Raw genomic sequence first — 24,051 nt, forward strand, 5'->3', positions numbered from 1 at the left:
ACGGCCAAAGCCGCGGCGATCGAAAGCGATGACGCGATAGCCGTTTTCAGCCAGAAAGTTCAGCTGGTTGTCCCACATATCCGCGTCCAGCGGCCAGCCGTGACTGAACAGCACCGGCTTACCCTTGCCCCAGTCTTTAAAGTAAATTTGCGTACCGTCAGCAGTTTTAATCGTGCTCATTGTCTTTTCCTTGCGATGTTGAATGAAAAAGCAGCGGTTATTCAGGCGCAATCAGATACCGTACAACGGGCGTCTGTTCGGCCTGGTGAAATGCGTAAACACGGCTCTGAATTTTGCGATCGTTCATGGTGTAGCGCTCAAGCTGCCGCAGTTGCTCCATCCAGGATCCGACCACAAAGGTTTCAACGAAAATGCCGGGCTGGAAGATATCTTCATAAAGCGCCCAGTTTATGGCGCCGCCGCGACGGCGAACGCGCCTCATGTCCTGCATACAGACCGTAAACGCGTGCGCGTCTTCTGCGCGGATCTGATATTCGTAGCTCACCCTGACCGGCCCGCGATCGTGATGAATGTTCAGCGCCGGAACCGGCTCGCTGAGCTCACTGACGTCCAGATTCAGATCCGGATCCTTATCCAGTCGCCAGCGCAGCACGGTAAGGCTGGCCAGCACCATCCCCAGCGTTGCGGTGCACAGCGAAAGCGGAATGCCGTAGCGCGAAGCCAGCTGCCCCCAGACCGCGCTGCCCACGGTCATCGAGCCAAAGAACACGGTCAGATAAACCGCCAGCGCACGCGCTTTAACCCATCTTGCCGCACTGCGCTGCGCCCCCAGATTCAGGGTGGAGAGCACGGTGATCCAGGCAAAGCCGGTAAAGAACTCAAAGGCGTTGAGCAGCCAGAAATGGCGGATAAACGCCAGCGCCAGCAGGGTCATGGCAAACAGCAGGCTGGCCAGCACCATCAGCCGATCGGCGCTGAAATGCTTGCGCAGGCGAGGCAGCAGCACCGCCCCGCAGATGGCGCCTACGCCGATAAAGGCCAGCATAATGCCGTAGCCGCCGGGTCCCAGACCGAGTTCGCGACGGGCAACCAGCGGCAGCAAAGCCCAACCGGCGCTGCCAAACACAAAAAACGCCACGGTGCGGACCAGCACGTTACGCAGCACCGGCGCAGCATGCACGTAGCGCAGGCCCGCGCGCACCGCCGAAAAAAAATGCTCCGGCGGCAGGCGCTGCACGTTGGGGGATTCTTTCCAGCGGTAAAGCACCCAGGCGACGCCCAGCACGGAGAGGGCGTTGAGCAGGAACACCATCCACGGCCCCGCAAAAGACAGGATCAGCCCGCCGAGCGCCGGGCCGATGGCGCGGCTGATGTTAATACCCAGCGAGTTCAGCGCGATAGCCGGCCCCAGCTCCGCCTTTTTCACCAGATCCGGCACGATGGCCTGAAAAGGCGGCGAACTCATGGCGGCGCCCATGCTCATCAAGAAGGCAGCGATCAGCAGCACCAGTGGGGTGACGTGCCCTGTAAACGAAAGCACTGTCAGACCCGCTGCCGCGATGAATATCCAGAGCTGAGAAAACAGCAGGTATTTACGGCGATCGATAATGTCGGCCAGCACGCCGGAAGGCAGCGCGAACAGGAACATAGGCAGGCTGCTTGCCGCCTGAACCAGCGCCACGCTCAGCGGATCGGCGCTGAGCGTCAGCATAGTCCAGTTGACGCCCACATCGTTCATCCATGAGCCAATATTGGAGACAACCGTGGCGAGCCACAGCATGCGAAACACCGGCTGACGCAGCGGCTGCCAGGGGGACGCGATCGCCGGAGCGGGAGCGATCTCCTCGCTCCCGGTCACATCGTTAATATCGTTAACCTGCGCCATAACGTACCTCTCTTCGCGTACCGCCACCGAGCCGCCACCGTCCCGGGCCGGTTATGGCCAGCGTGGTGAAGATAATCAACAGCAGCCAGCCAAACTGACCTTCCGCTATGCTCCAGTCAGGATGAACAAACACCATGGCGACCAGCAGCACGCCGATAACGGCCAGGCAGGCAGGGAGTGTGAATACGCCGGCCAGGATAAATAGCGGGCAAATCACTTCGGCAAAAATAGCCGGCAGCAGGCTCATATAAGGACCGAGGCCAAAGGGATCCTCGATACGCGTCAGTTCTTCGCTGAAATGGAATACCTTTGGCAGGCCGTGTACATACAGCAACAGCAGGCAGCCGGTAAGGCGCAGGAAGAACAGCCCCGCATCGATGCGGGGCGGCTGAGAAAATAAAGGTTTCATCATTATCAGAACGCAAAGCAGCTGCAGCCGAGCGCGCCCCAGAAGGCGTTTTCCTCGGATACCGGCAGGTTAGCGCCACGGGCGATACCGTGCGAGTGGCTGTGCACGCCGCACGGGCCGCTGCACTGATGAGGCATCTGCTGCATTCCCACACGCGCTGTCGTGGCTGGCGGCGCGCTGCGATAGTGGCCCGGCACCTTTACCACCGGCGACCATTCGGGCAATACCGGTATCGACGGCGGCGCTTCGCTGCTGAAAGCGCCGGCAGCGTAAACGATTTTGCCATCGACTACGGTCAGTACCGACTCAATGCCCTTGATCTCTTCATCCGGCACGCTGAAGTAATCCTTGCTCAGTACCACCAGGTCGGCCAGCTGGCCGGCTTTGATCTGGCCTTTTTTATTCTGTTCGTTAGAAAACCAGGCGCTGCCCTGTGTCCACAACATTAATGCGGTGTCGCGATCCAGCCGGGCATTGACGTCATACATCTGCATCCCGCCCACGGTGCGGCCAGAGACCAGCCAGTAGAGCGCGGTCCAGGGGTTATAGCTGGCGACGCGCGTGGCGTCGGTGCCAAGACCGACCGGCACGCCGGTTTCCAGCATGCGCGCCACCGGCGGCGTATGCCGGGTAGCCTCGATGCCGTAACGTTCGGCAAAGTATTCTCCCTGGAACGCCATGCGATGCTGTACCGCGATACCGCCGCCCAGCTCCTTAATACGGTCAATATTGCGTTGGGTGACGGTTTCGGCATGGTCGAAGAACCAGTGCAGGCCATTAAACGGAATGTCGCGGTTGACCTTCTCGAAGACGTCCAGCATGCGGCCGATCGACTCGTCATAGGTGGCATGCAGGCGGAACGGCCAGCGGTGCTCCACCAGATGACGAACCACGCGCTCCAGCTCATCCTCCATGCCCGGCGCCAGATCCGGGCGCGGCTCCAGGAAGTCTTCGAAGTCGGCCGCAGAGAAAACCAGCATTTCACCCGCGCCGTTGTGGCGGAAATAGTCGCTGCCCTGGCCCGGCGTAAGCATGTCCGTCCACTTTTCAAAATCCTCCAGCTCGTGTCCCGGACGCTGAGTGAAAAGGTTATAGGCGATGCGAATGGTCATCTGCTGCTTCTCATGCAGCTCGGCGATCACTGCATAATCTTCCGGATAGTTCTGGAAACCGCCGCCCGCATCGATAGCGCTGGTGAGGCCAAGCCGGTTCAGCTCACGCATAAACTGGCGGGTTGAGTTTACCTGCTGCTCTAAAGGCAGCTTTGGCCCTTTTGCCAGCGTGGCGTAAAGGATCATGGCGTTAGGGCGGGCGATCAGCATCCCTGTCGGGTTACCGTTGCTGTCGCGTTGGATCTCACCGCCCGGCGGGTTCGGCGTCTCTTTGGTATAGCCCACGACTTTTAGCGCGGCGCGGTTGAGCAGCGCGCGGTCATACAGGTGCAGAACGAATACCGGCGTATCGGGCGCCGCTTCGTTAATTTCATCCAGCGTTGGCATGCGGCGCTCGGCAAACTGGAACTCGGTCCAGCCGCCTATTACGCGTACCCACTGAGGCGACGGCGTGCGCAGCGCCTGCTCTTTAAGCATACGAAGCGCGTCAAAAACGGAAGGCACGCCTTCCCAACGCAGCTCAAGGTTGTAGTTCAGGCCGCCGCGGATCAGGTGCAGATGCGAGTCGTTCAGGCCCGGCACGGCAACGTGGCCCTTCAGGTCGATGACTTTGGTGCCTTCGCAGTGATGCTGCATGACTTCCGCCAGGCTGCCTGCTTCCAGAAACTTACCGTCGCGGATGGCCACGGCATCGGCAACAGGATTTTCGCGATCGACGGTGTGAAATCGGCCGTTAGTGAGAATGACGTCGGCTTTACCAAGGGTAACCATAAAAGCTCCTGAATGAGAGTGCCGAAGCGGCGGTAACCACTGCGGACAGAGAATTTTCCTGCCGTAAAGCAGGCTGGTGGGATGGCAGGATTATGTTCAGGAGGCCAGGAGAGCGTCTAGTTATACAAAGGGATAAGTATACGTTCGTATAGTTATACCTATAGATAATAGTTTGAAAATAAAAAGGTTCTTACACTGCGAGCAGACAGTTACCCGGCGTAAAGACGGCATTTGATAACGTTTTCAGGGCCGTTGATTAACCGCCGTATTTCCTTCGGAACACTCACCTCAATGGGCCAAAATATGACTAACCGTAAACTTGAAGTACTGACGCCGCAGAACTGCCAGATTATCTTTATCGACCAGCAGCCCCAGATGGCCTTTGGCGTCCAGTCAATCGATCGTCAGGTGCTGAAAAACAACGTCGTTGCGCTGGCTAAAGCGGCCAAAGTTTTCAACATTCCGACCGTACTGACCACCGTTGAGACCGAAAGCTTCTCCGGCCATACCTTCCCGGAACTGCTGGACGCGCTGCCGGGCCAGGACATTCTTGAGCGCACCTCAATGAACTCATGGGATGACCAGAAAGTTCGTGATGCGCTGGCGGCCAACGGCAAGCAGAAGATTGTGGTTTCCGGCCTGTGGACCGAAGTCTGTAACAACACTTTTGCGCTGTGCGCCATGCTGGAAGGCGATTACGAAATTTATATGGTGGCTGATGCCTCCGGCGGCACCACTAAAGAAGCGCACGACTATGCGATGCAGCGCATGATCCAGGCTGGCGTGATCCCGGTGACCTGGCAGCAGGTGATGCTGGAGTGGCAGCGTGACTGGGCGCACAAAGACACTTACAACGCCGTTATGGACATTGCCAAAGAGCATTCAGGCGCTTACGGCATCGGCGTCGACTACGCCTACACCATGGTGCACAAAGCGCCTTCTCGTCAGAAGAGCGAGCACCGTACCCTGGCGCCAGTACACGCACCGGTACGTTAATCGATCCGGCTGGCCCCTTACCGGGCTGGCCGGCTATCCTGGAAAGGAGGATCTGTGAGTCCTTTAATCATTTCTCTGGGCGCGGGCGCGCTGATCGGGCTGGTTTATTCGCTGCTCAAAGTCCGCTCTCCTGCTCCGCCTGCCGTGGCGCTTGTCGGGTTGTTGGGCATGGTCATCGGCAGCACGCTGGGCGGAAAGCTGCTGAACAATGTACCAATAGCCCGGGCACCCTCTGGCTTACACATCCAGGCCGTCACCGAGAAAAGCCCGGTATCGCCATCCCTTATCGCAAAACAGGCAGGCTGATATGTTAAAGACCTATTCTGTTTCGCTGGCGGTCGGCGTTCTGGCAGGCGTTATTTACGCCGTTCTGGACGTGAGCTCTCCGGCGCCGCCGTTCGTTGCGCTGGCAGGCCTGGCAGGCATGCAGATCGGCGAACATATTATCCCGTTGATAAAACGTCTGCTTAGCCGTCAGCCCGTTAACCTGCGCTGGTTTCGCCATGAGTATCACCATAAAATTGGCGACAACCCACCGTCTTCGGGCGACTAAACCTTCCAGGGAAGCGCCTCACCAAGGCCTTAGCTTTATAAAGGAACATAGCATGCAGCTGCCGCAGCGCATCGTCGTCGTCGATGATGAACGTTCTGTCCGCAATGGCCTGACCAACCTGCTTCAGTCTGAAGGTTATCTTACCGATGCCTTCGAGTCGGCAGAATCTCTTCTTGGCGATGAAGCAGCGATGGCGACTGCCGCGCTTTTTATTATCGATGTGCAACTGCAGGGCATGGATGGTTTTGAGCTTTTTATCAATCTTACCCGGCGGCTGGAAAAGCCGCCGGGTATTATCATTTCCGGCAGCGGCGATGAAAACATGCTGCGGTATGCGGTTCATCTGGGCGCCATCGCGTTTTTGCCAAAGCCCATCGAAATTGATACGTTGTTTGAACACATCCGTCAGGAGTTCTCCTCAAAGGCTGCCCCTCAATGAGTATGGATCCGCAGGAGTTGAATGCCGCAGAAAGCGATGAAGTGATGCTGTCAGAGGATATTGCTTTTAGCCAGCTGGCGCAGGAGGGCAATATCGACTGGCTTTTGTGCCGACACGCCACCACCGGCGAAACCTTTGTGCTGGCCACGGCAGCCAGTGAAGAGGCGGTTTTCCACGTCACACAGCTGCTTAAAAACGAGTATGCCCTTCGCGCCAGCCTGGCGGAAAGCTGGGCTTTGAAGCCCCAGCGGCATACCCTTTTTAAGGGCCGCTATGCGTTGATCTACAGGACGTTTAATTATCGTACCCTGGCGGATATGCTGTGTATGCCGCCCGGCGGCATTCCCGACTTTCTTGGCAGCGCCGCAATGCTCTGCCATACGCTGGGCAGCATGCATCAGCAGGGGCTGGTGCACGGCGACATCAAGCCGGCAAACTTTTTTTATAACGATGACGGAACCGTTTATCTTGGCGGGTTCGGGCTGTCATTCATCGACAACGATCTACTTCAGCATCCTCGTCTGCCGGTGGCAGGTGGAACGCTGGCGTACATGTCCCCGGAACACACTTCCCGCTCTGCCCATCCCGTCAGTCGGGTAAGCGACCTGTACAGTCTGGGGATCGTGCTTTATGAGTTGCTGACCGGCAGGCTGCCCTACGGCAGCGCTGAAGGCAGGCACGCCGAATGGGTGCATCACCATATTGCCTCGGAAGCGTTACCGCCCCACCTTATTCGTCCTGACGTGCCGCTTATTCTGTCATCAATTATTCTCAGGCTGCTGGCCAAATCGCCGGAATACCGTTATCAGACGGCTGAGGGCGTCCTCGCCGATCTCGGCCGGTGTGCGGCCACGCTGATGCCGGGCGGCATGATTGCATCTTTTACGCTGGGGCTACAGGATTCACAGCCGGCGGACTATTCACCCGATAGCCTGTGTACAGATCATCCGCAGGCAACCGATATTCTGGCGGCTTTTGATGAGGTCAGCAGCAGCGGCAAGCACAGTCTGGTGGCGATAAGCGGGGTGCCCGGCGCAGGGAAATCGTCGCTAATCGGATCTGCGCTGAAATTACTACGCCATAAGAAAGCGCTGCTTACCGTCGTGAAGGCAGACCAGCATTCGCCTGTCCTGCCTTATGCCGTTTTTACTGCCGCATTCAGGACGCTGGCTCTCCATGTGCTGGGCCTTCCCACCCAGGAAATGACGCGCTGGAAAACCCACATTATGCGCCTGCTGGGAGAATATGCCGGCCTGGCTGTTAACCTGGTTCCCGAGCTGGGCATCCTTCTCAACCAGAAAGCCGCCGTTCAGATGCACTCGCATCCCCTTGATGCAAAAGATCGCTTCAATCTTGTAGCCTGCAGCCTGGTCAAGGCGTTTACGGCTTCCGGGCGGCCGCTGGTCATGCTTATCGACGATGTGCACTGGGCCGATCGGGCTACGCTGCTCCTGTTACAGAATCTGCTGAGCTTAAGCGAAGATATTCCCCTGCTGCTGGTGATTACCTATCGTGACAGCGTCTCGCTGCCCTGTCCTACCATCGCCGGCAACCTGAATCGTATACGGGCCTGTGCGGTCCGCATTACCGATATCACGCCGGAACCGCTTTCCGAAAAAAACATCGCCGACTGGCTTGCGGGACTTTTTCATACCCGCAGCTCGGCAACGAGCGAACTGGCCCGGGTGATCCACGAAAAAACGGCCGGTAATCCGCTCGCTACCCGAGAATTTTTTCGTCAGGCCGTTCGGGACGGGCTGATTACCCATCATGCGCCATTAAAATGGAGCTGCGATCCGCAGGCCCTCAGAAACTGCCACTATACGGCGAACGTTGCAGCCAGCGTATTGCGGCATCTGACCTCGTTGCCGCTGCCGACCCGGCATCTTCTGGGCAGGCTGGCGTCGCTGGGCAGCGCTGGCGGGCTGGACGTGTTGAGCAGGATTATCACTGTTCCCGTTTCGGAAATAGAACGAACGCTTCTGCCGGCCGTCACGGCCCGGCTGATAACGCTGAATGAGGCGGGATATGCCTTTATGCATGACACCATGCACGAGGCGGCGCTTAATCTTCTGAACGATGAAGATAAAGACAGCTTCCATTGCGCTGCTGCGCTTTATTACATTCACGAATCCAGCCTTGATGTTACCAACGCTTTGCTTTTCCGGGCGGCGCATCATCTGCTTGCTGTCAAAACGCTTTCTCTTCTTACGCCAGATGCAGCGCGGTTCTGTCAGCTGCTGCTTAAAGCCGGCAGGCGCGCCAAAACCATGGGCGACTATATTTCAGCGCTGCGTTACCTGCAAACCGCTCGTTTGCTTAACCAGGGCGCGGGTAAGGCAGAAAGCGGCGAATTTTTGCTTGAAGAAGCGGAGTGTGAGTTCCTGAACGGTAATCTGCCAGCCGCGCTGAAATTAAGCGCGGCGATCCACGCTTCGCCTGGTGAAGTCGCGGACAAAGCGGAGGCCGCCTGCCTGATTGCCGAAATTCATATGCGCCAGTCGGACAGCAAGCTTGCGCTGGAAACGGCGCTCGCCTGGCTTGCGGTGTTTGGCATCCAGCTGAACCGCAACCCGGCTCAGGAAGAGTGTGATGAAGCAAGGATCGTCCTGAAGGAGGACGTAGGGAAAAATCCCTATACCCGTTTCCGTTCTCTGCCGCTGGTTACCTGCAAAAACACGGAAGCCGTGATGGATCTGCTGGCCAGCGCCAGCACCTTTGCCGCCTTCATTAATCCGCGGCTGCATTTTATAATCCTGTGCAGGCTGCTGCATTTGTCGATGGCGCACGGCCTGAGCGGAGCTTCGACGCTGGCCCTCTCCTGGTACGGAGTGGTGTGTGGCGATCGCTATGATGAATACAGTCGTGGCTTTGCCAGCACGCTTCTGGCGCGGGAGCTGGTCTATAAGCATGACTTCGTCAGTTTTAAAGCCCGTACGCTGCTGCCGCTGGATCAGGTCAGCGTCTGGACGATGCCGCTGACCTATGCCATTGAACGGGCAAAAGCCGCTTTCGACGTTGGGGTGGAAACGGGCGATCGCACATCTGCCTGCCTGGCGTTGCGCCATCTCATCATGAACTATCTTGCCCGCGGCGACCATCTTGACGGGGTGCATACGTCAATTACGCGCGGACTGCTGTTTGTCAGAAAGGCGCAGTATAAAGACGTTGAAGTGATCCTCGGGATGCAGCTGGACTACGTTCTTTTTCTGCGTAAGCCCAGGGACGGCCTCTTCACCGGTAATCATTTCGTCACGCCGGTGCTGGCGGTGGTTAAACCTGAAAATGCCGTTGAACCCATGTATCTGATGCAGTTCTGGTTGCGTCTTTATAAAGCGATGGCGCATTTTTTTGCGAACGAATACGCCGACGCACAACGGTGGTTTAAAGAGGCCGAGGCGTTTACCGCGCTGATCCCGGGGCATGTGCATATGCTCGATTTTCATCTTTACAGCGCGCTTTCGGTCACGATACCGCTCAGCTCCGGCTCTGTGACCGACGCGTTACGGCTACAGTTAGGGAAGCACCTCGACAGGATCGTGACATGGTCAAATGAAAACGCGAAAACGTTTTCAGACAAGGAGGCGCTGCTGCGCGCGGAGCTGCTTCGCCTTGAAGGTGAAACGGCGCGGGCATCGGAGCAGTTTGAACGAGCTATCACGCTATCCCATGAGGGGCAATTTCATCATATCAACGGCCTTGCCTGCGAACTGGCCGCGCGTATGGCGTATGCCCGGGAGATGGCGTTTGCCGGTGATGCCTATATTAAAGGCGCCATGGCGGCCTGGGAGCATTGGGGAGCAGGCGCCAAAGTTCGCCAGCTGGAAGCGCAGTATCCGGCCCTCGCCAGCCACACGTCCCGGACTGCGCTGAGCACCGTATCTTTTGAGCAGAGTGCGGTCACAAGCGATTTGCAGAGCATGGTGACCGTAATGCGGGCCCTCACAGAAGAAATCAATCTGGATCGGCTTATCCATATCCTGATGATGATGCTGGTGGAGCGTGCCGGGGCGCAGCATTGCATGCTGATCCGCCTGATTGACGGCAATGTGCCCGAGATTCAGGCAAGAGCCTCCACGACCACGGAAGGGGTTAAGGTTAAAATCGTGCGGGAGCTGCCCGTAGCAACCGACCTTCCGCTTTCGGTGCTTTCTGCCGTGATCCGTACCGGCCAGGAAATCCGTACCGGTAAGCCAGAAGTGTTCAGCCCGTTCAGCCAGGATAACTATCTGGTGGCGTCCGGCGCGGCGGTCATGTGCGTACCGATGTTCAGACAGGCGCAGATGGTAGGCGTGCTTTATCTGGAAAATCGGTTAATGCCCGACGTGTTCACCGCCGATCACTCAAGGATCGTTGCCATGCTCGGGGCACAGGCTGCGGTATCGCTGGAAACGGCCCGTCTGTACGCTGAACTGGTCGATGAAAACATTCAGCGCCGCAAAATTGAAAAGCAGCTTCGCGCCAGCCAGACCTCGCTGATGCTCGGGGAAAAAATCAGCCATACCGGCACCTGGCACTGGCATCTGGAGCCCGATATCCAGTACATCTCTGATGAATATAAACGCATCATGGGGCTGCCTGCGGAGCAGGTCGCGACCTCCATGGCCGAGTTCCAGCGGCGCGTACATCCGGATGATATTGCCTGCCTCAGAGAGCTGATCGAAACCAGCGTGCGTGAGGGCGTTACCATGCAGGCAGAGTTTCGGATTGTCCGCGATGATGGGGAGTGCCGTTACATTAAAGGGATCGGCGAGCCGAATGAAAACTGGCCGGAAGTAGCGGAGTATTTCGGCACGCTTACGGATATTACCGCACAGCGCCAGTCAGAGGATGCGGTCAGGATCGCTCAGGCGGAACTGGCGCGCGTCGCACGCGCAACCACCGTTGGGCAACTAACCTCTTCTATCGCACATGAAATCAACCAGCCGCTGATGTCTATCGTGGCCAACGCCGGTGCCAGCCAGCGGTGGCTTAAACGCGACCCCGCTAATCTGGAAAACGCCAGCAAAAGCCTTGATGAAATCATCCGTGAAGGCCGCAGGGCCGGTGATATTATTCACGGTCTTCAGGGGCTCACACGTAATCAGGTTGCAAAGTTTGCGCCAGCAAAAATGCATCGCCTTACGCGAGACATTATTGTTCTCTCCCGGCTCGAGCTTGAACGCCGTTTCGTCTCCCTGGAGCTGGATCTGACTGCCAGAAATGACGAGGTTTTTTGCGAGAGCGTACAAATTCAGCAGGTATTGCTTAACCTGGTTATCAACGCTATTGAAGCGATGGCCAATAATGCCGGCGCGCGTACTTTACGGATCGCCTCTTCCCATCCCGCCAGCGATCTTATCCGTATTGAGGTTGCCGATAACGGAATCGGCCTGTCTGAAGAAGTAACAGGAAAGATTTTCGATTCTTTTTACACCACGAAAGCGGAAGGAATGGGAATGGGGCTGACTATCAGCAAAGAGATAATTAAACGCCACGGAGGAGAACTACGGGCGGAAAACCGCCTGGATGGCGGGTGTCTGTTCTGGTTTACCCTGCCGGTTGAGGGGGTTGTGTAAGCCTCAATATTCTCCCGCCCCGTGCGGGAGCGTCTTAAGAGGGCCGGGATGACTACATCTCCTGCAGCAGCCCCAGCTTTTCCGCCGTTCTGACAAGTTCTGAGACCGACCGGACTTTCATTTTCTCCATTACCCTGCGCTTATGCACTTTTGCCGTTATTTCACTGATGCCCATTTCCGCGGCAATCTGTTTATTCAGCAGCCCCAGAAGAACAAACTGCATCAGCTCTTTTTCACGGGGAGTAAGCGAAGCGTATCGACCGGTAATTTCCAGCTTTTCCTGGGAGATAACCGCGCTTTTTTCAGACAGCGCAAGCGCGTCAGCAACCACCCGCAGTAAATCGTCCGGCATAACGGGCTTGGTCAGGAATTCAAACGCGCCGGCCTTCATTGCCCTGACCGTGAGCGGAATAGTGCCGTAGCCGGTCAGGAAAATGGTGGGGATAACATGGCCGCGAGCGGTAAGGTGTACGGAAACATCAAAACCGTCAAATCCGGGCATATTCAAATCCACTATCAGACAACAAGGCGTAGGATAATCTCTCTGCTCAAGGAAATCTGACGGGCGGGTAAAGGCCGAGATCAGATAGCCTTCCGACCTGAGAAGATTTTGCAGCGAGCTAATGACGGATTCATCGTCGTCGACAAGATAAATTGTTTTATCCATAGAGATCCATTTTGATTCTTACGAATTCTGTTTTTGCAGGCAATGCAACATAACATGAAATGATGAACCGTAGAATCAGCCTTACTTATAGTTCGTTTCGATTCAGGTTTTTCCTTATTGCCTGTCGCTACGCGGTGCATAAATGTAGCCGTAAAGTACATTGCTGTAGGGTTTACAGGCATTACTGCTTAATTCACTGCCACAGGCGGAAACGCTATTCGCTATAAGATGCGGTACGGCTGGTCGTCGCAATGGTGATGGGCAATCCTGAAAAAAGCCTGCCAGAGTAGCGTAATGAGATAATCCCGGTATGGCCTTGTTGGGCCTGACTACTGGTGCAACTGTCTCCAGCAGCGGAACGGGAACCATCACGGAAAGCGAACATGATGCTCATTTGCTATCTTTCCGAAATAGCAGAAATATTTAATGGCACAATACCAGAAAAAAACAGGCCAGCCGTAAGATACGCTGGCGTAATTTAACCCCGGCCTGACTGAACAGCAGGAACGGAAAATAACCATGAATTCTACAAATCGCTGATGGTATTTCCGTCCTGCTGGTACGTTCGAGGCCTGTTTAAAATCCTGTATCGTCACAAGTAGTTTTATTTTTAATGCCTTTTTCGCACCTGGTTTTGATATTAAAGGCGTAAAGAATTACCTCTGCCACCTCTTTTTGTTCATTGCATAAATTTTAACCGGAAGATAAAGCCCCGGACCCCGGGTAATAATTAAAAGGGCTCATGTGTTTTGCTGTCTTCTGCAATGCTGAAATCATGCTTCCAGAACCCATGGCTGCCGGCCAGGGCCTGAACCGTTTCATCTCTTTTAGCCGATGGCTGAGAAGCCCCGACGAGAAAATCCGTGAAGGGTTTTATATCTTCATTAAACGTCTTAATTGTGATCCCGCCAGTCCTGCAAAGAAATTTATTCTCTGCCTGACTTTCGGGATAAGTAGCGGCTTTGTGATTAAGGAAATCAGAGGCGTTATGCCAGGGTATCAGAGCCTGCATCTGCGCAAGAATTACCAGTCCCTCCGGTTTGAAATGCCAGAACAATAAAATTTTTCGCCAGCTCACCCAGGCTGGCAGGATCCTTATAGTCTGCATATTCCACGTAATCCTTAATCCGTTGAGTAGCAATCGGTGGGTAATATCTTCTGTCAGGCGCCCGCATTGCAAACACTGAGCACGTCTGCGGCCACTGAATGAGCGCATCATGGCTAACGGGCGGCAGGCGGGAGATTTTTAACGAATAACGCTGCCGGACGAGGCTGCACATGCAATATATCCGGTCATGCGGCCTTATATCTGTCCGGTTCAGCCGGAAAAGACGCCGGCTGCTGCTGCGCTCCCGCCATCACTGATACTGAGAAGCCTGCCCCCTGATTTTGTGACTATTGACATTAATAGTCACTAGTCTGAGAATGCCGTCACCGTCCTGTTAAATCAAAAAGGGAACCCATGCACAGGCTTAAACATGCCACCTTTGCCGTATGCCTGTTGCCGCTTGCCCTTGTGGCCTGCGGCGAGCCTTCCGACGCCAGCGATCCACGTACTCAGCCCCCTTTGGTCAGAGCCGTAACCGTAGTGAGTGCTGTCGATACCTCCCGCGCATTTACCGGCGTTGTTGTCGCACGCGTTCAAAGCGACCTTGGTTTCAGAGTTCAGGGAAAGATCCTTGAACGCCTGGTTGATACCGGCCAGACCGTTAAGCGTGGCCAGCCCTTGATGCGTCTGGATCCCGTTGACCTGCGTCTGCAGGCACAGGCTCAGCTTCAGACCGTCGCGGCTGCACAGGCTCGTGCCAGACAGGCGGCTGATGATGAGGCGCGTTATCGTGGCCTGGTCGCTACAGGCGCCGTATCGGCATCGGCCTACGACCAGATAAAAGCCGCAGCGGATACGGCAAAAGCTGAGCTCAGTGCGGCTCAGGCACAGGCCAGAGTGGCACAAAACGCAACGGGTTATGCCGTGCTGCTGGCCGACGCCGATGGCGTGGTCATGGATACGCTGGCCGAGCCGGGCCAGGTCGTCAGTGCAGGGCAGCCTGTGGTCAGGCTGGCCAGAGCAGGCCAGCGCGAAGCGGTTGTGCAGCTGCCCGAGACGTTACGCCCGGCTCCCGGAAGCGAGGCTAATGCAACGTTATACGCTGGAGGAAAACAGTCGTCTCCTGCGAAGCTGCGCCAGCTCTCCGATGCGGCCGATCCCGTGACGCGCACCTTTGAGGCTAGATATGTGCTGGAAGGGATGCTGGCAGGCGCACCGCTGGGTTCTACCGTTACGCTCCATATTGCAGAAGATAAAGCAGCCCGGCAGGTGATGCAGGTACCTTTAGCGGCAATCTATGATCCAGGAAAAGGGCCGGGTGTCTGGAGTATTTCAGGTAAGCCCGCCAAAGTGTCATGGCGGTCCGTTCAGGTGCTGGGTTTGGCTGACGATGCTGCAAAGATAACGGGTAGCCTCAGGCCAGGCGAGCAGGTGGTTGCTTTGGGTGCGCATTTGCTGCACGACGGTGAGGCCGTCCGCATGGAACAAAGCGATACCCGCGTCGCCGGGAGCCAGCTATGAGCGAGGGGAGATTCAATCTTTCAGCGCTTGCGGTTCGTGAGCGCTCAATCACACTGTTCCTTATCATCCTGATTACGGTTGCGGGCGTTCTCTCATTTTTTGAACTGGGGCGGGCTGAAGATCCCCCTTTTACCGTCAAGCAGATGACGATTATCTCTGCCTGGCCGGGCGCTACCGCGCAGGAAATGCAGGATCAGGTTGTCGAACCGCTTGAAAAGCGCATGCAGGAGCTCAGGTGGTATGACCGGAGTGAAACCTACACGCGTCCCGGACTGGCTTTTACCACGCTGTCACTGCAGGACAGTACGCCGCCTTCACAGGTGCAGGAAGAATTCTATCAGGCGCGTAAAAAGCTGGGTGATGAGACCAAAAACCTGCCGGCTGGCGTTATCGGGCCGATGGTTAATGATGAATTTTCCGATGTGACCTTTGCGCTCTTTGCGCTGAAGGCAAAAGGGGAACCACAGCGACTGCTGGTCCGCGATGCGGAATCGTTGCGCCAGCGTCTTCTGCATGTCCCAGGGGTCAAGAAAGTCAATATTATCGGGGAGCAGGCTGAACGTATCTTTGTCTCGTTCTCCCACGACCGGCTGGCCACGCTGAGTATTTCTCCTCAGGATATTTTCTCCGCCCTCAACAGCCAGAACGTACTGACACCCGCCGGTTCAATTGATACCCAGGGACCGCAGGTCTTTATCCGCCTTGATGGCGCTTTCGATAAACTGGAAAAAATTCGGGAAACACCCATCGTTGCGCAGGGCAGAACCCTGAAACTTTCTGACGTCGCAACCGTTGAGCGTGGCTATGAAGATCCGGCGACTTTCCTGATCCGTAATCAGGGTGAACCGGCATTGCTGCTGGGCATCATCATGCGGGACGGCTGGAACGGCCTGGATTTGGGGAGCGCGCTGGATGCTGAAACGGCCAAAATCAATGAGGGTATGCCGCTCGGCATGACCTTGACCAAGGTCACCGATCAGTCAGTCAACATCAGCTCCGCTGTTGATGAGTTCATGATCAAATTTTTTGTCGCGCTGCTGGTGGTCATGGTGGTGTGCTTCGTCAGTATGGGATGGCGCGTGGGCATTGTGGTCGCGGCCGCCGTGCCGTTAACGCTGGCTATTGTCTTCATGGTGATGGAGGCTTCCGGCAAAAACTTTGACCGTATCACCCTGGGGTCGCTGATCCTTGCGCTCGGGTTGCTGGTTGATGATGCCATCATCGCCATTGAAATGATGGTGGTGAAAATGGAAGAGGGCTATGACCGGATCAAAGCCTCGGCCTATGCCTGGAGCCACACAGCCGCCCCGATGCTCGCCGGCACGCTGGTTACCGCCGTTGGTTTTATGCCTAACGGTTTTGCACAGTCCACAGCAGGTGAATACACCAGCAATATGTTCTGGATTGTAGGTATCGCCCTTATTGCTTCCTGGGTTGTGGCGGTGGTGTTTACGCCTTATCTGGGCGTGAAGATGCTGCCGCAAATCAAAACGGTAGAGGGAGGGCATACGGCCCTTTACAACACCCGTCATTACAACCGCTTTCGACGGGTGCTGACCCGCGTTATCGCGCAAAAATGGCTGGTGGCCGGCACCGTTATTGCCCTCTTTGCCGTTGCTGTTCTCGGGATGGGGCTGGTGAAAAAACAGTTTTTCCCCACTTCCGATCGCCCGGAGGTGCTGATTGAGGTTCAGATGCCTTATGGCACCTCTGTTGAGGAGACCAGCGCCACCACGGCGAAAATTGAAGCCTGGCTGAGAAAGCAGAAAGAGACAAAAATCGTCACCTCCTACATCGGGCAGGGGCCGCCGCGGTTTTATCTGGCCATGGCGCCCGAGCTTCCCGATCCGTCGTTTGCGAAAATTGTCGTGCTGACGGACAGCCAGGATGCACGTGAGGCGCTTAAGTTCCGCCTGCGCGAAGCGGCAGCCGGCGGTCTGGCGCCTGAGGCGCGCGTACGCGTGACGCAACTGGTGTTCGGTCCGTATTCACCTTATCCGGTGGCCTACCGGGTTATGGGGCCGGATCCCGCCACCCTGCGTGAAATTGCAGATAAGGTAGAGAAGGTGATGCAGGCCAGCCCGATGATGAGAACCGTCAACACCGACTGGGGGCCACGGGTACCGACGCTGCATTTCACGCTTAATCAGGACCGCCTTCAGGCGGTAGGGCTGACAACAAACGCGGTTGCGCAGCAGCTTCAGTTTCTGCTTTCAGGGGTTCCGATCACCTCTGTGCGGGAGGATATCCGTTCGGTGCAGGTGATGGGACGGGCTGCAGGTGATATCCGGCTCGATCCGGCAAAAATAGCGGGCTTTACCTTAGTGGGGGCTTCCGGCCAGCGCATTCCGCTCTCTCAGGCAGGCGAGGTTGAGGTACGAATGGAAGATCCTGTTCTGCGCCGTCGCGATCGTACTCCGACCATTACCGTAAGGGGAGATATCGCCGACAACCTGCAGCCGCCGGATGTTTCTACGGCAATGATGAAAGCGTTGCGGCCGGTCATCGATAAGCTTCCGGCCGGATACCGCATTGAGCAGGCGGGATCGATTGAAGAATCCGGTAAAGCGACGAAAGCGATGGCGCCGCTGTTCCCGATTATGATCGCCATGACGCTGCTAATCATCATTTTGCAGGTGCGGTCGATGTCAGCGATGGTGATGGTCTTTCTTACCGCGCCGCTGGGACTGGTCGGCGTAGTGCCCACGCTGCTGCTCTTTAACCAGCCGTTTGGCATTAATGCACTGGTTGGACTGATTGCCCTGTCGGGCATCCTGATGCGTAACACCCTGATCCTGACAGGACAGATCCACCATAATGAGCAGGAAGGGCTGGCACCTTTTGATGCGGTGGTGGAGGCAACGGTACAGCGCGCCCGCCCGGTGTTACTGACGGCAATGGCTGCCATTCTGGCATTTATTCCGCTGACGCATTCCGTGTTCTGGGGAACGCTGGCCTATACGCTGATTGGCGGTACGTTGGGCGGCACCATCATCACGCTGGTGTTCCTGCCCGCTATGTACGCAATCTGGTTCAACATTCGTCCTGATAAACCGACCTCTGCTGACGAAGAAGCCTTGAAGCGACCATAGCGCTTAATCAGGCGTGATCTCTGAAGAAGGGATCACGCCCTTTACTATATCGAATTGAGTGAGGAGGTTTAACCTGTGGCGCCTGAAATTCAAAAGCGCATTGTCGTGACCGGCAGCGGCGTTGTCAGTCCTCCCGGATGCGGTACTTATAAGGTCTGGTATAGGCTTCTGAGGAGCGCTCGGGTATAACAAGCCTTTCGATACCAATCCATTGATGTCGCCTGAAAGCGTCAGGAGATTTTAAATGCCGTTTTGTCGGTGAGTAGTACCGTAGCCCGGCAAAGGCGGCTACGGTTTGACATATTTCACCAACCCTCCTCGCTGCAAAGTCAGAGCTGCCAGTACCGGTGAAGAACCCCTTGTGCGCCATCGGGGTGATCATGGCAAGGCCTCTATCCATCTTAAAGCAGTACTGATTTTAGTTACAGCATCCTATTTAAAGCCAAGTCTGTCCCAAGCCTATGGCCCGGAGCGGTACGGCTTCTCAGTGGGGAGAAGCGGATCCGGGTATCGGGATGTACGTAGAGGTTACCAAAAGACTTTATGGATGCTGTAACTAATTCTGTTATAGACGATGCCATCCGTATACAGTTTACTACCTTAATTTTCATAGCTACTGCGAAAGTTTTTTAATAGAGCGAGATTTTATGCCGGTAACTAAGTGGAGAGAGCGACCTTTTTAGTGCTGTCTCTGACGCACGAAAGATACTCCCTTTTTGAAGGGCATGCTGTGTTAAGTATTAATATTCGAAATTAATAGCTAACCGGCCCTACTTTTTGACGCTAATCTCATGTATCGAAGTTAAGTGCTTTTCAGATGCCCCTTCGCCATTTTTCGGTTTCAACATGACCTACTCATGCGGTAAAAGGCATAAGAAAAGGGGTTAGTTTAGTGAAACCTGACAAAGCTGAATTTATGTTACGGTGCCAGCGCAAAACCGCGCCCGACTGCAGTAAGTTAATAAAGGGCAATGTTAAGGCTGGAGGACAGTATAGGGTTCCGGATCGGTATTCAGGCGCCTCGGCTGTTCGGTTTTCAGCACCGATTCCAGCGCGATGACCTGCTGAACCATTATTTTCGATGATCAGGCGACCCAGTATGGTAATGGCCGTTCTTTCTGCCCGCTTTGGCTACCGCAAGGGAACCAACCTGCCCTGCCGTTTCATTCAGCAGTTCATCCAGACGTTCCCCGTTCTGGCGGCTGCGTTTTTCCGGCTCGCCTGCCTGATGACTTTGTCCTGCTCCTACCTCGCCAGGTCTGTACTGATAGCCTAGTTGCGGAACTGGCCAGGTCAGGCACGGCTCTCTTCTCCAGAGATGCCGCATAACGCAAAAATTTTTCAGACAACTAAAGACGCAATGGCTTGTTCGGGCCGCTATCATTATCCTTCTCGTGCAGCACGATAACGTAGCGCAGCTGTTCATGTACTGATAAAGCTTCAGGCGGGCTGTTACAGGCTTTACGTCCGTTTTCATAAACCTGAAGCATACCCCTTGCCACATCGATATGCTTCAATGGCGCCATGATTTCAGACGGATAATCGCTGTCGGGATTGTAATCGCAGTTTGCAACCAGTGTGTGGGACAGGACATCCAGCACCTGGCGGTTTTCAGAACGCGCACGTATGCGCATCGGTTTTGGTTTGAAATCCGGATCGTTGTGACGCGTATAGAGTACATATCCCGTCTGACAGAGCTTAATTAGATCCCGGTTTCTGTGCCAGTCGTGGCTTTGGAAACTTACAACTATCCTGGCTGCCAGATAAATACGTATCCTCTTATGCCCATAGTGTGTAGCTCAGATGCTTGCTCGTTCCACATTGAAGGCACATATATCTGCACCCTTAAGTCACATAATGCCCGCTTCTCCAGCGCAGATATATTTGTGACAAGCGCCAATGCATGAAAAAGTGTGATGTGCATAAAGACATCCTGCCGGATTAAAGTTGTCTGTGTTCCGACCTATGCGATGCCGACAAATCTGCCCGCAGCAAGCAGAGGGCGCAGCGTCGAAACCGCACCTAGTGCACTACAGGCAAGGATTAATACGAAATCTACAAACCAAAACAGAAGATCATAGTGGGACTTTCAATATGAAAGAAATCAAAAAATAATTTATTTATCATAAAGTTAAGTACATAAATTCTGCGGGACAATTTTATGAGTGGCTGCATAATGAGCGATGCATTCTGGCGCGGCATAAATGATACTATTTAAGACAGTTATGCTTTCCAAATACACGCCGCTCAACCTCTTCGCTGATGAAGTTATCTGTAGGCTCAGAAAAAAACCTCGGGACTTTCAGTATGAAAGGATCCGAGAAAAAAATTAAAATTCAGTCAGTTACATACGAATTTTTGGCGGGACAATTTGACTGGCAGACGATGCCGGGATCGCCCGGCACTTGATAAACTTTCTATTCACCGCCAGGCATTTTTTCCATTATTTGCTTTATTGCCTCATCAATCTCCGCCTGTAAAGCAGGTGAAATTCGGGAGAACTCGTAGACTACCAGACGTTTTTTCAGGTCAGTTTTCTTTCTGGCATATTGACGACGATCGGCAAATTCGCGCAGTTTTACTGTTTCAACCTGCTTACCCACTGCCTGTTTTAAACTCTTACTTTCAGCACGAATTATCGCAATAATTTTCGCTTTATCCGTACTTGCCCCCTCAGTCTCTGCAATCTGCTGCCTGACCTTTTTCATCAGTTCAGCAACAGGCATTCCTTTATTTTTAGCATCTTCAGCCACCTTGAGAAGCAACTGGTAGTCAGCCAGGGAGATATCATTGATCACGGGAAATACGGCGACCATCTCATCAGGAACCGCAGCAGCCTGGAACGCGCGCGTAACTTTAGCTGGAGAGATATTTTCCGCTCGTGCTATTTCGTCCTTGGACATACCTTTGTCGTACATCATCTCAAAACGTTTGCCCAGCTCGCGTAAACTGTGTTCCCGTGCTGTCTGGATATCAATAGCCAGTTGGCGCGCGTCTGCAATGCTGAGCTCGTCTTTGGTGACCAGTACGTCAAATTTTGTCTGGCTAAAAATACATGCGGCACGCCGGCGTGTACCGTCCAATATTTCGATACGCCCACCGACTTCGCGACCGATAGCCGGAAAAAATTGTTGCAGCTTAATGGTACGCGAGATATCACTAACTGATTCAGGCGTAAGCATGGTTTGATCACGCCCGTTAACAGCTGAGTCAACAAATGTTTTAGCCTCGATATCTCCGCTAAACACAACGGTACTGACAAATTTTGCGGTTTTACCTGATTTAAGCGTAAAGGTCCTGAAATTACCTTCCCCTTCGAGCATTTTGGCAAACTCAGAACTGCTGTTTCCCAGTACACGCCCGCGTGCTAATACCTTTTTCATTCTGCGGCTCCCCTGATGAACTCAATTCGGTCAAAAACCGCCTTTGTGAAACGTTCGGCTTCTGTACGGGCCTTTTTTAGTGCTTCTGCGCTACCGGGATAAGACACCGGATTTGCACTTATTATCGTATCGAATGATTCACCGCAGCGCTCAAATCCATCCAGGCGCGGCAAGGATGAATCCAGAATGCTGCTTGCATAAACTTCCCGCGCCAGACTGTGTGACGTTTCATGATCGCGCTTATTGGTCATCTTGGACATAAACCCGATATTTGCGCTTAAACGCGGTTCGACGCCCTCTTCTTCCAGTCGCTCCAGCATTTCAGGTAAGCGGGTCAGATATTTAAGCGTCGAATGGAAATCGACCTGTGCCGGTGGAGTGGGCGTCAACAGTAAATCACTGGCCGCCAGGCCATTAAGCAAAAACGGATCGAGGTGAGGGCCGGTATCGATAAAAATAAAATCGTAATCGTCAGCAACACGGTCAATGATTTTTTTCCTGAGGACTTCAGAAGGCTTTGAGCCGGGAAGATGTTCTGCAACCAGTGACTCCCACTGGCTGGCCACAAAACCATCATCAATGGATGCCGGTATCACATCCACGCCAGGGATGATCGTCGGGCGGATGACGGTTTCGCGTAATGTTTCCGCATCAAGATCGTTCAACATAGCCTGCGCAGCAGTCTCAAGAACCGACCCGATACTGTGGGTATGATCCAGGAACATGGTGCTTGATGCCTGAGGGTCGAGATCTATTACCAGAATCCGTAAATCATGACGCAACAAATCCTGATGTACACGTAGTGCATGTGCCAACGTTACGGTACTGACGGTCTTCGATACCCCACCTTTCAGGTTTACCACAAAAATCACATAAGGTTCCTGATGTATATCCCGGTATTTAGGAATTTTGCGATGCGCATAGATATCTATAACGTTTTGAATTGTTAATGCATATTGTTCAACGTTACCGACCTGCTTTTTGTTGAAATCATAACCCTGTTCTTCCATTTCTTTCATGGATTGTTCGACGATACGGCGGCTCAGTTTAGGTAGCTTTGCCACTGCATTGCGAGTATAAGTCTGATGGTACTCTGTCAGGTTAAACTCTTTCCGCTGCTCCTCAATATCCCGGCTCATCGCCTGCAGTAAAGAACTTGCTCTCAAAGCTATCGTACCAACACCACCGTAATCGCGTTTCATCATTATTCCTCGGTTATAATCCCTTGTCTGAACGGGCATCTCAGCAAAAACAATTGTACATACACCCGGCCAACGTACAACAAAAAATAGCCAGGCAAAAAAAAATTGTACGTAATCATTTTAATTGACGCTCAACCTGAAATCAGGTGGCCTGGAAGCGCGATAGAAAGATTTGCTATCCGGCGTAAACCGGCATCATTGAATCCAGGGTAGGGCAAACAATGGTGCGAATGTGTGATGAGGATAAAAAAGGCATTTCGCCTTTCCATGCGTTACGTTGTTAGCGATAGTGGACACGCTTTCCGGTGCAAGCTCAATGTTGTCCATCACAACAGTGAGTGGTTGAGCATGCGCCTCGTTATGATGTCGTTTCCATCAGGGTTAACCTGTCCTGCAAACTGCTGAACGACGACCTCTGGGAGCTCGATATCATTAAGAGAGATCCGATGAACGTGCGTAGAAAGTTCTGTTAGTAACCGCAATTCAGAAAACCGCTGGGGTTTGGACTGGTGAAATAGCTTCCGGATGCGACGGAGAGTAAGTCTTGCCGTCTGCATCCGGAGGATCGGCAGAATGAACTCAAATCATTTGTGGGATACCTTTCCTACAGAAGCACAAACGGACCAGGGTAGAAAGAATGGCAAACATTAAGCCAAGAAATACTTGATACCCTGCATTAAATGCAAATGCTTGCAGCCTTAGCGTAAGCTTTTCCTGTTCGCCTCTTATAGCCTGAACAAAGTTATGGCCTTTTTGCCGGGATCCTGATACGAATTCATGTCAAATCGTGAAGCGATTTGCTCAAAGGAGGCCCGAGCCTGAACTCGTCAAATGTTATTTCAAGTCCTTCTCTCTCCGGGGTGCAGCCCATCACGCCGATAAAACGTTTTTTTATATCTGGCCAGTGACATAGCCTCAGCAACGGCCATTTTTTACTATCTGTCGAATACTGGATCCTTAAGGCCTCGTTTTCCAGCGTAGCGCGCATCCAGAAAGTTTGCGGATCGCCGGGAAAAAGACCGGTTGACCAGTCAGAGGTTTTACGCGTAACCACGCACCCTATAGATGACAGATCGTCATTAAATTCAATCCCAGCTTTAACCCAATGATGTTCGTCATCCTGCAAAAAAATACCTGCCTGGTCATACAGATGGCAGAAATTCGCCATGATTTTTACCTGAAGGGTAAAGTCGTTCTCCACGTAAAATCCATACGCATGTCCGGTATGCCGCTGAAAACCGTAATAGGTTTGACGCCAGAAATCCGTGTTGAGCGCGGTAGTTAACTGTAGTTTTCCATTTTCCAGTGAGTAGTTATCGGGCTTGTTGATCCAGTTGCCTTTGCCTGCTTCCAGTGAATCCACAACAATCATAAGCCTTCCCCATGTTGAGCGTATATCAGACCCTGTTTTTTGAATTCTCGTTTATTCAGCAAACCGCAATATAAGCTTTTAG

General features: G+C 53.9%; 18 protein-coding genes and 1 pseudogene. 9 read left to right on the forward strand and 10 right to left on the reverse strand.

The annotated features are described in order from the left end of the window. The 4 genes from ACVWZ0_RS21770 to ACVWZ0_RS21785 all read right to left on the reverse strand — a co-directional run. Nucleotides 1-180, reverse strand: a 180-nt coding sequence (locus tag ACVWZ0_RS21770; protein WP_456784789.1) for an alpha/beta fold hydrolase, incomplete at its 3' end; no start/stop codon positions are given. A 37-nt stretch (nucleotides 181-217) separates the two neighbouring features. Continuing rightward, nucleotides 218-1,846 carry an MFS transporter gene (locus tag ACVWZ0_RS21775; protein WP_253461391.1) on the reverse strand — a complete coding sequence of 543 codons (1,629 nt, stop codon included), beginning with the start codon at nucleotides 1,844-1,846 and terminating at the stop codon, nucleotides 218-220. Beyond that, nucleotides 1,833-2,258, reverse strand: a complete 426-nt coding sequence (locus ACVWZ0_RS21780; protein ID WP_437177825.1) for a DoxX family membrane protein — start codon at nucleotides 2,256-2,258, stop codon at nucleotides 1,833-1,835. Before ACVWZ0_RS21780 ends, ACVWZ0_RS21775 begins: the two co-directional genes overlap by 14 nt. Before the next feature lie 2 nt (nucleotides 2,259-2,260). Continuing rightward, on the reverse strand, nucleotides 2,261-4,138 hold the full coding sequence (locus ACVWZ0_RS21785) for an amidohydrolase (protein ID WP_253461389.1): 1,878 nt from the start codon (nucleotides 4,136-4,138) through the stop codon (nucleotides 2,261-2,263). A gap of 303 nt (nucleotides 4,139-4,441) precedes the next feature. Between ACVWZ0_RS21785 and ACVWZ0_RS21790 the strand changes: the two genes are divergently transcribed. The 5 genes from ACVWZ0_RS21790 to ACVWZ0_RS21810 are packed head-to-tail and all read left to right on the forward strand — an operon-like array spanning nucleotide 4,442 to nucleotide 11,684. Beyond that, nucleotides 4,442-5,134: a hydrolase gene (locus ACVWZ0_RS21790; RefSeq protein ID WP_253461387.1), complete on the forward strand. Its 693-nt coding sequence runs from the start codon at nucleotides 4,442-4,444 to the stop codon at nucleotides 5,132-5,134. 54 nt (nucleotides 5,135-5,188) lie between these two features. Beyond that, nucleotides 5,189-5,440: a DUF1427 family protein gene (locus tag ACVWZ0_RS21795; protein WP_253461385.1), complete on the forward strand. Its 252-nt coding sequence runs from the start codon at nucleotides 5,189-5,191 to the stop codon at nucleotides 5,438-5,440. Nucleotide 5,441: 1 nt separating this feature from the next. Further along, on the forward strand, nucleotides 5,442-5,687 hold the full coding sequence (locus ACVWZ0_RS21800) for a DUF1427 family protein (RefSeq protein WP_253461383.1): 246 nt from the start codon (nucleotides 5,442-5,444) through the stop codon (nucleotides 5,685-5,687). Nucleotides 5,688-5,739: 52 nt separating this feature from the next. After that, nucleotides 5,740-6,126: a response regulator gene (locus ACVWZ0_RS21805; protein WP_253461381.1), complete on the forward strand. Its 387-nt coding sequence runs from the start codon at nucleotides 5,740-5,742 to the stop codon at nucleotides 6,124-6,126. Next, nucleotides 6,123-11,684 carry an ATP-binding sensor histidine kinase gene (locus ACVWZ0_RS21810; RefSeq protein WP_253461379.1) on the forward strand — a complete coding sequence of 1,854 codons (5,562 nt, stop codon included), beginning with the start codon at nucleotides 6,123-6,125 and terminating at the stop codon, nucleotides 11,682-11,684. Before ACVWZ0_RS21805 ends, ACVWZ0_RS21810 begins: the two co-directional genes overlap by 4 nt. A gap of 52 nt (nucleotides 11,685-11,736) precedes the next feature. On the opposite strand, the gene ACVWZ0_RS21815 is transcribed toward ACVWZ0_RS21810, so the two are convergent. Next, nucleotides 11,737-12,351, reverse strand: a complete 615-nt coding sequence (locus ACVWZ0_RS21815; RefSeq protein WP_253461377.1) for a response regulator transcription factor — start codon at nucleotides 12,349-12,351, stop codon at nucleotides 11,737-11,739. 730 nt (nucleotides 12,352-13,081) lie between these two features. Further along, nucleotides 13,082-13,459 (reverse strand): hypothetical protein, encoded by a 378-nt coding sequence (locus ACVWZ0_RS21820; protein WP_253461375.1) that lies wholly within the window; start codon nucleotides 13,457-13,459, stop codon nucleotides 13,082-13,084. Between the two features lie 354 nt (nucleotides 13,460-13,813). On the opposite strand from ACVWZ0_RS21820, the gene ACVWZ0_RS21825 reads away from it, so the two are divergent. From ACVWZ0_RS21825 to ACVWZ0_RS21840, 4 genes and pseudogenes are all read left to right on the forward strand, one after another. Next, a complete protein-coding gene (locus ACVWZ0_RS21825; protein WP_253461374.1) occupies nucleotides 13,814-14,920 on the forward strand; it encodes an efflux RND transporter periplasmic adaptor subunit in 1,107 nt (368 codons plus the stop codon). Continuing rightward, nucleotides 14,917-18,012, forward strand: a complete 3,096-nt coding sequence (locus tag ACVWZ0_RS21830) for an efflux RND transporter permease subunit (RefSeq protein ID WP_253461372.1) — start codon at nucleotides 14,917-14,919, stop codon at nucleotides 18,010-18,012. The genes ACVWZ0_RS21825 and ACVWZ0_RS21830 overlap by 4 nt, the downstream gene beginning before the upstream one ends. An 87-nt stretch (nucleotides 18,013-18,099) precedes the next feature. Continuing rightward, a pseudogene (locus tag ACVWZ0_RS21835) lies at nucleotides 18,100-18,212 on the forward strand (hypothetical protein); the annotation flags it as partial. An 899-nt stretch (nucleotides 18,213-19,111) separates the two neighbouring features. Continuing rightward, nucleotides 19,112-19,288 (forward strand): hypothetical protein, encoded by a 177-nt coding sequence (locus tag ACVWZ0_RS21840; protein ID WP_253461370.1) that lies wholly within the window; start codon nucleotides 19,112-19,114, stop codon nucleotides 19,286-19,288. Nucleotides 19,289-19,361: 73 nt separating this feature from the next. On the opposite strand, the gene ACVWZ0_RS21845 is transcribed toward ACVWZ0_RS21840, so the two are convergent. From ACVWZ0_RS21845 to ACVWZ0_RS21860, 4 genes are all read right to left on the reverse strand, one after another. Next, nucleotides 19,362-19,613, reverse strand: a complete 252-nt coding sequence (locus tag ACVWZ0_RS21845) for a hypothetical protein (protein ID WP_253461368.1) — start codon at nucleotides 19,611-19,613, stop codon at nucleotides 19,362-19,364. 816 nt (nucleotides 19,614-20,429) lie between these two features. Then, complete coding sequence (locus ACVWZ0_RS21850; protein ID WP_253461366.1) at nucleotides 20,430-21,395, reverse strand: ParB family protein; 966 nt, start codon at nucleotides 21,393-21,395, stop codon at nucleotides 20,430-20,432. Further along, a complete protein-coding gene (locus tag ACVWZ0_RS21855) occupies nucleotides 21,392-22,597 on the reverse strand; it encodes an AAA family ATPase (RefSeq protein WP_253461364.1) in 1,206 nt (401 codons plus the stop codon). Before ACVWZ0_RS21855 ends, ACVWZ0_RS21850 begins: the two co-directional genes overlap by 4 nt. A gap of 775 nt (nucleotides 22,598-23,372) precedes the next feature. Further along, nucleotides 23,373-23,969, reverse strand: coding sequence for a DUF1349 domain-containing protein (locus ACVWZ0_RS21860; RefSeq protein WP_253461362.1), 597 nt, complete (start codon nucleotides 23,967-23,969; stop codon nucleotides 23,373-23,375). Nucleotides 23,970-24,051: the final 82 nt, after the last annotated feature.

It is taken from the genome of Erwinia sp. TECH1, assembly GCF_054057575.1.

Bases quoted from the DNA above. Each gene is read 5' to 3' on its own strand.
- ACVWZ0_RS21775 (WP_253461391.1), bottom strand. From the start codon at position 1,846: ATGGCGCAGGTTAACGATATTAACGATGTGACCGGGAGCGAGGAGATC.
- ACVWZ0_RS21780 (WP_437177825.1), bottom strand. From the start codon at position 2,258: ATGATGAAACCTTTATTTTCTCAGCCGCCCCGCATCGATGCGGGGCTG.
- ACVWZ0_RS21785 (WP_253461389.1), bottom strand. From the start codon at position 4,138: ATGGTTACCCTTGGTAAAGCCGACGTCATTCTCACTAACGGCCGATTT.
- ACVWZ0_RS21790 (WP_253461387.1), top strand. From the start codon at position 4,442: ATGACTAACCGTAAACTTGAAGTACTGACGCCGCAGAACTGCCAGATT.
- ACVWZ0_RS21800 (WP_253461383.1), top strand. From the start codon at position 5,442: ATGTTAAAGACCTATTCTGTTTCGCTGGCGGTCGGCGTTCTGGCAGGC.
- ACVWZ0_RS21805 (WP_253461381.1), top strand. From the start codon at position 5,740: ATGCAGCTGCCGCAGCGCATCGTCGTCGTCGATGATGAACGTTCTGTC.
- ACVWZ0_RS21810 (WP_253461379.1), top strand. From the start codon at position 6,123: ATGAGTATGGATCCGCAGGAGTTGAATGCCGCAGAAAGCGATGAAGTG.
- ACVWZ0_RS21815 (WP_253461377.1), bottom strand. From the start codon at position 12,351: ATGGATAAAACAATTTATCTTGTCGACGACGATGAATCCGTCATTAGC.
- ACVWZ0_RS21820 (WP_253461375.1), bottom strand. From the start codon at position 13,459: ATGCAGACTATAAGGATCCTGCCAGCCTGGGTGAGCTGGCGAAAAATT.
- ACVWZ0_RS21825 (WP_253461374.1), top strand. From the start codon at position 13,814: ATGCACAGGCTTAAACATGCCACCTTTGCCGTATGCCTGTTGCCGCTT.
- ACVWZ0_RS21830 (WP_253461372.1), top strand. From the start codon at position 14,917: ATGAGCGAGGGGAGATTCAATCTTTCAGCGCTTGCGGTTCGTGAGCGC.
- ACVWZ0_RS21840 (WP_253461370.1), top strand. From the start codon at position 19,112: ATGGTAATGGCCGTTCTTTCTGCCCGCTTTGGCTACCGCAAGGGAACC.
- ACVWZ0_RS21850 (WP_253461366.1), bottom strand. From the start codon at position 21,395: ATGAAAAAGGTATTAGCACGCGGGCGTGTACTGGGAAACAGCAGTTCT.
- ACVWZ0_RS21855 (WP_253461364.1), bottom strand. From the start codon at position 22,597: ATGAAACGCGATTACGGTGGTGTTGGTACGATAGCTTTGAGAGCAAGT.
- ACVWZ0_RS21860 (WP_253461362.1), bottom strand. From the start codon at position 23,969: ATGATTGTTGTGGATTCACTGGAAGCAGGCAAAGGCAACTGGATCAAC.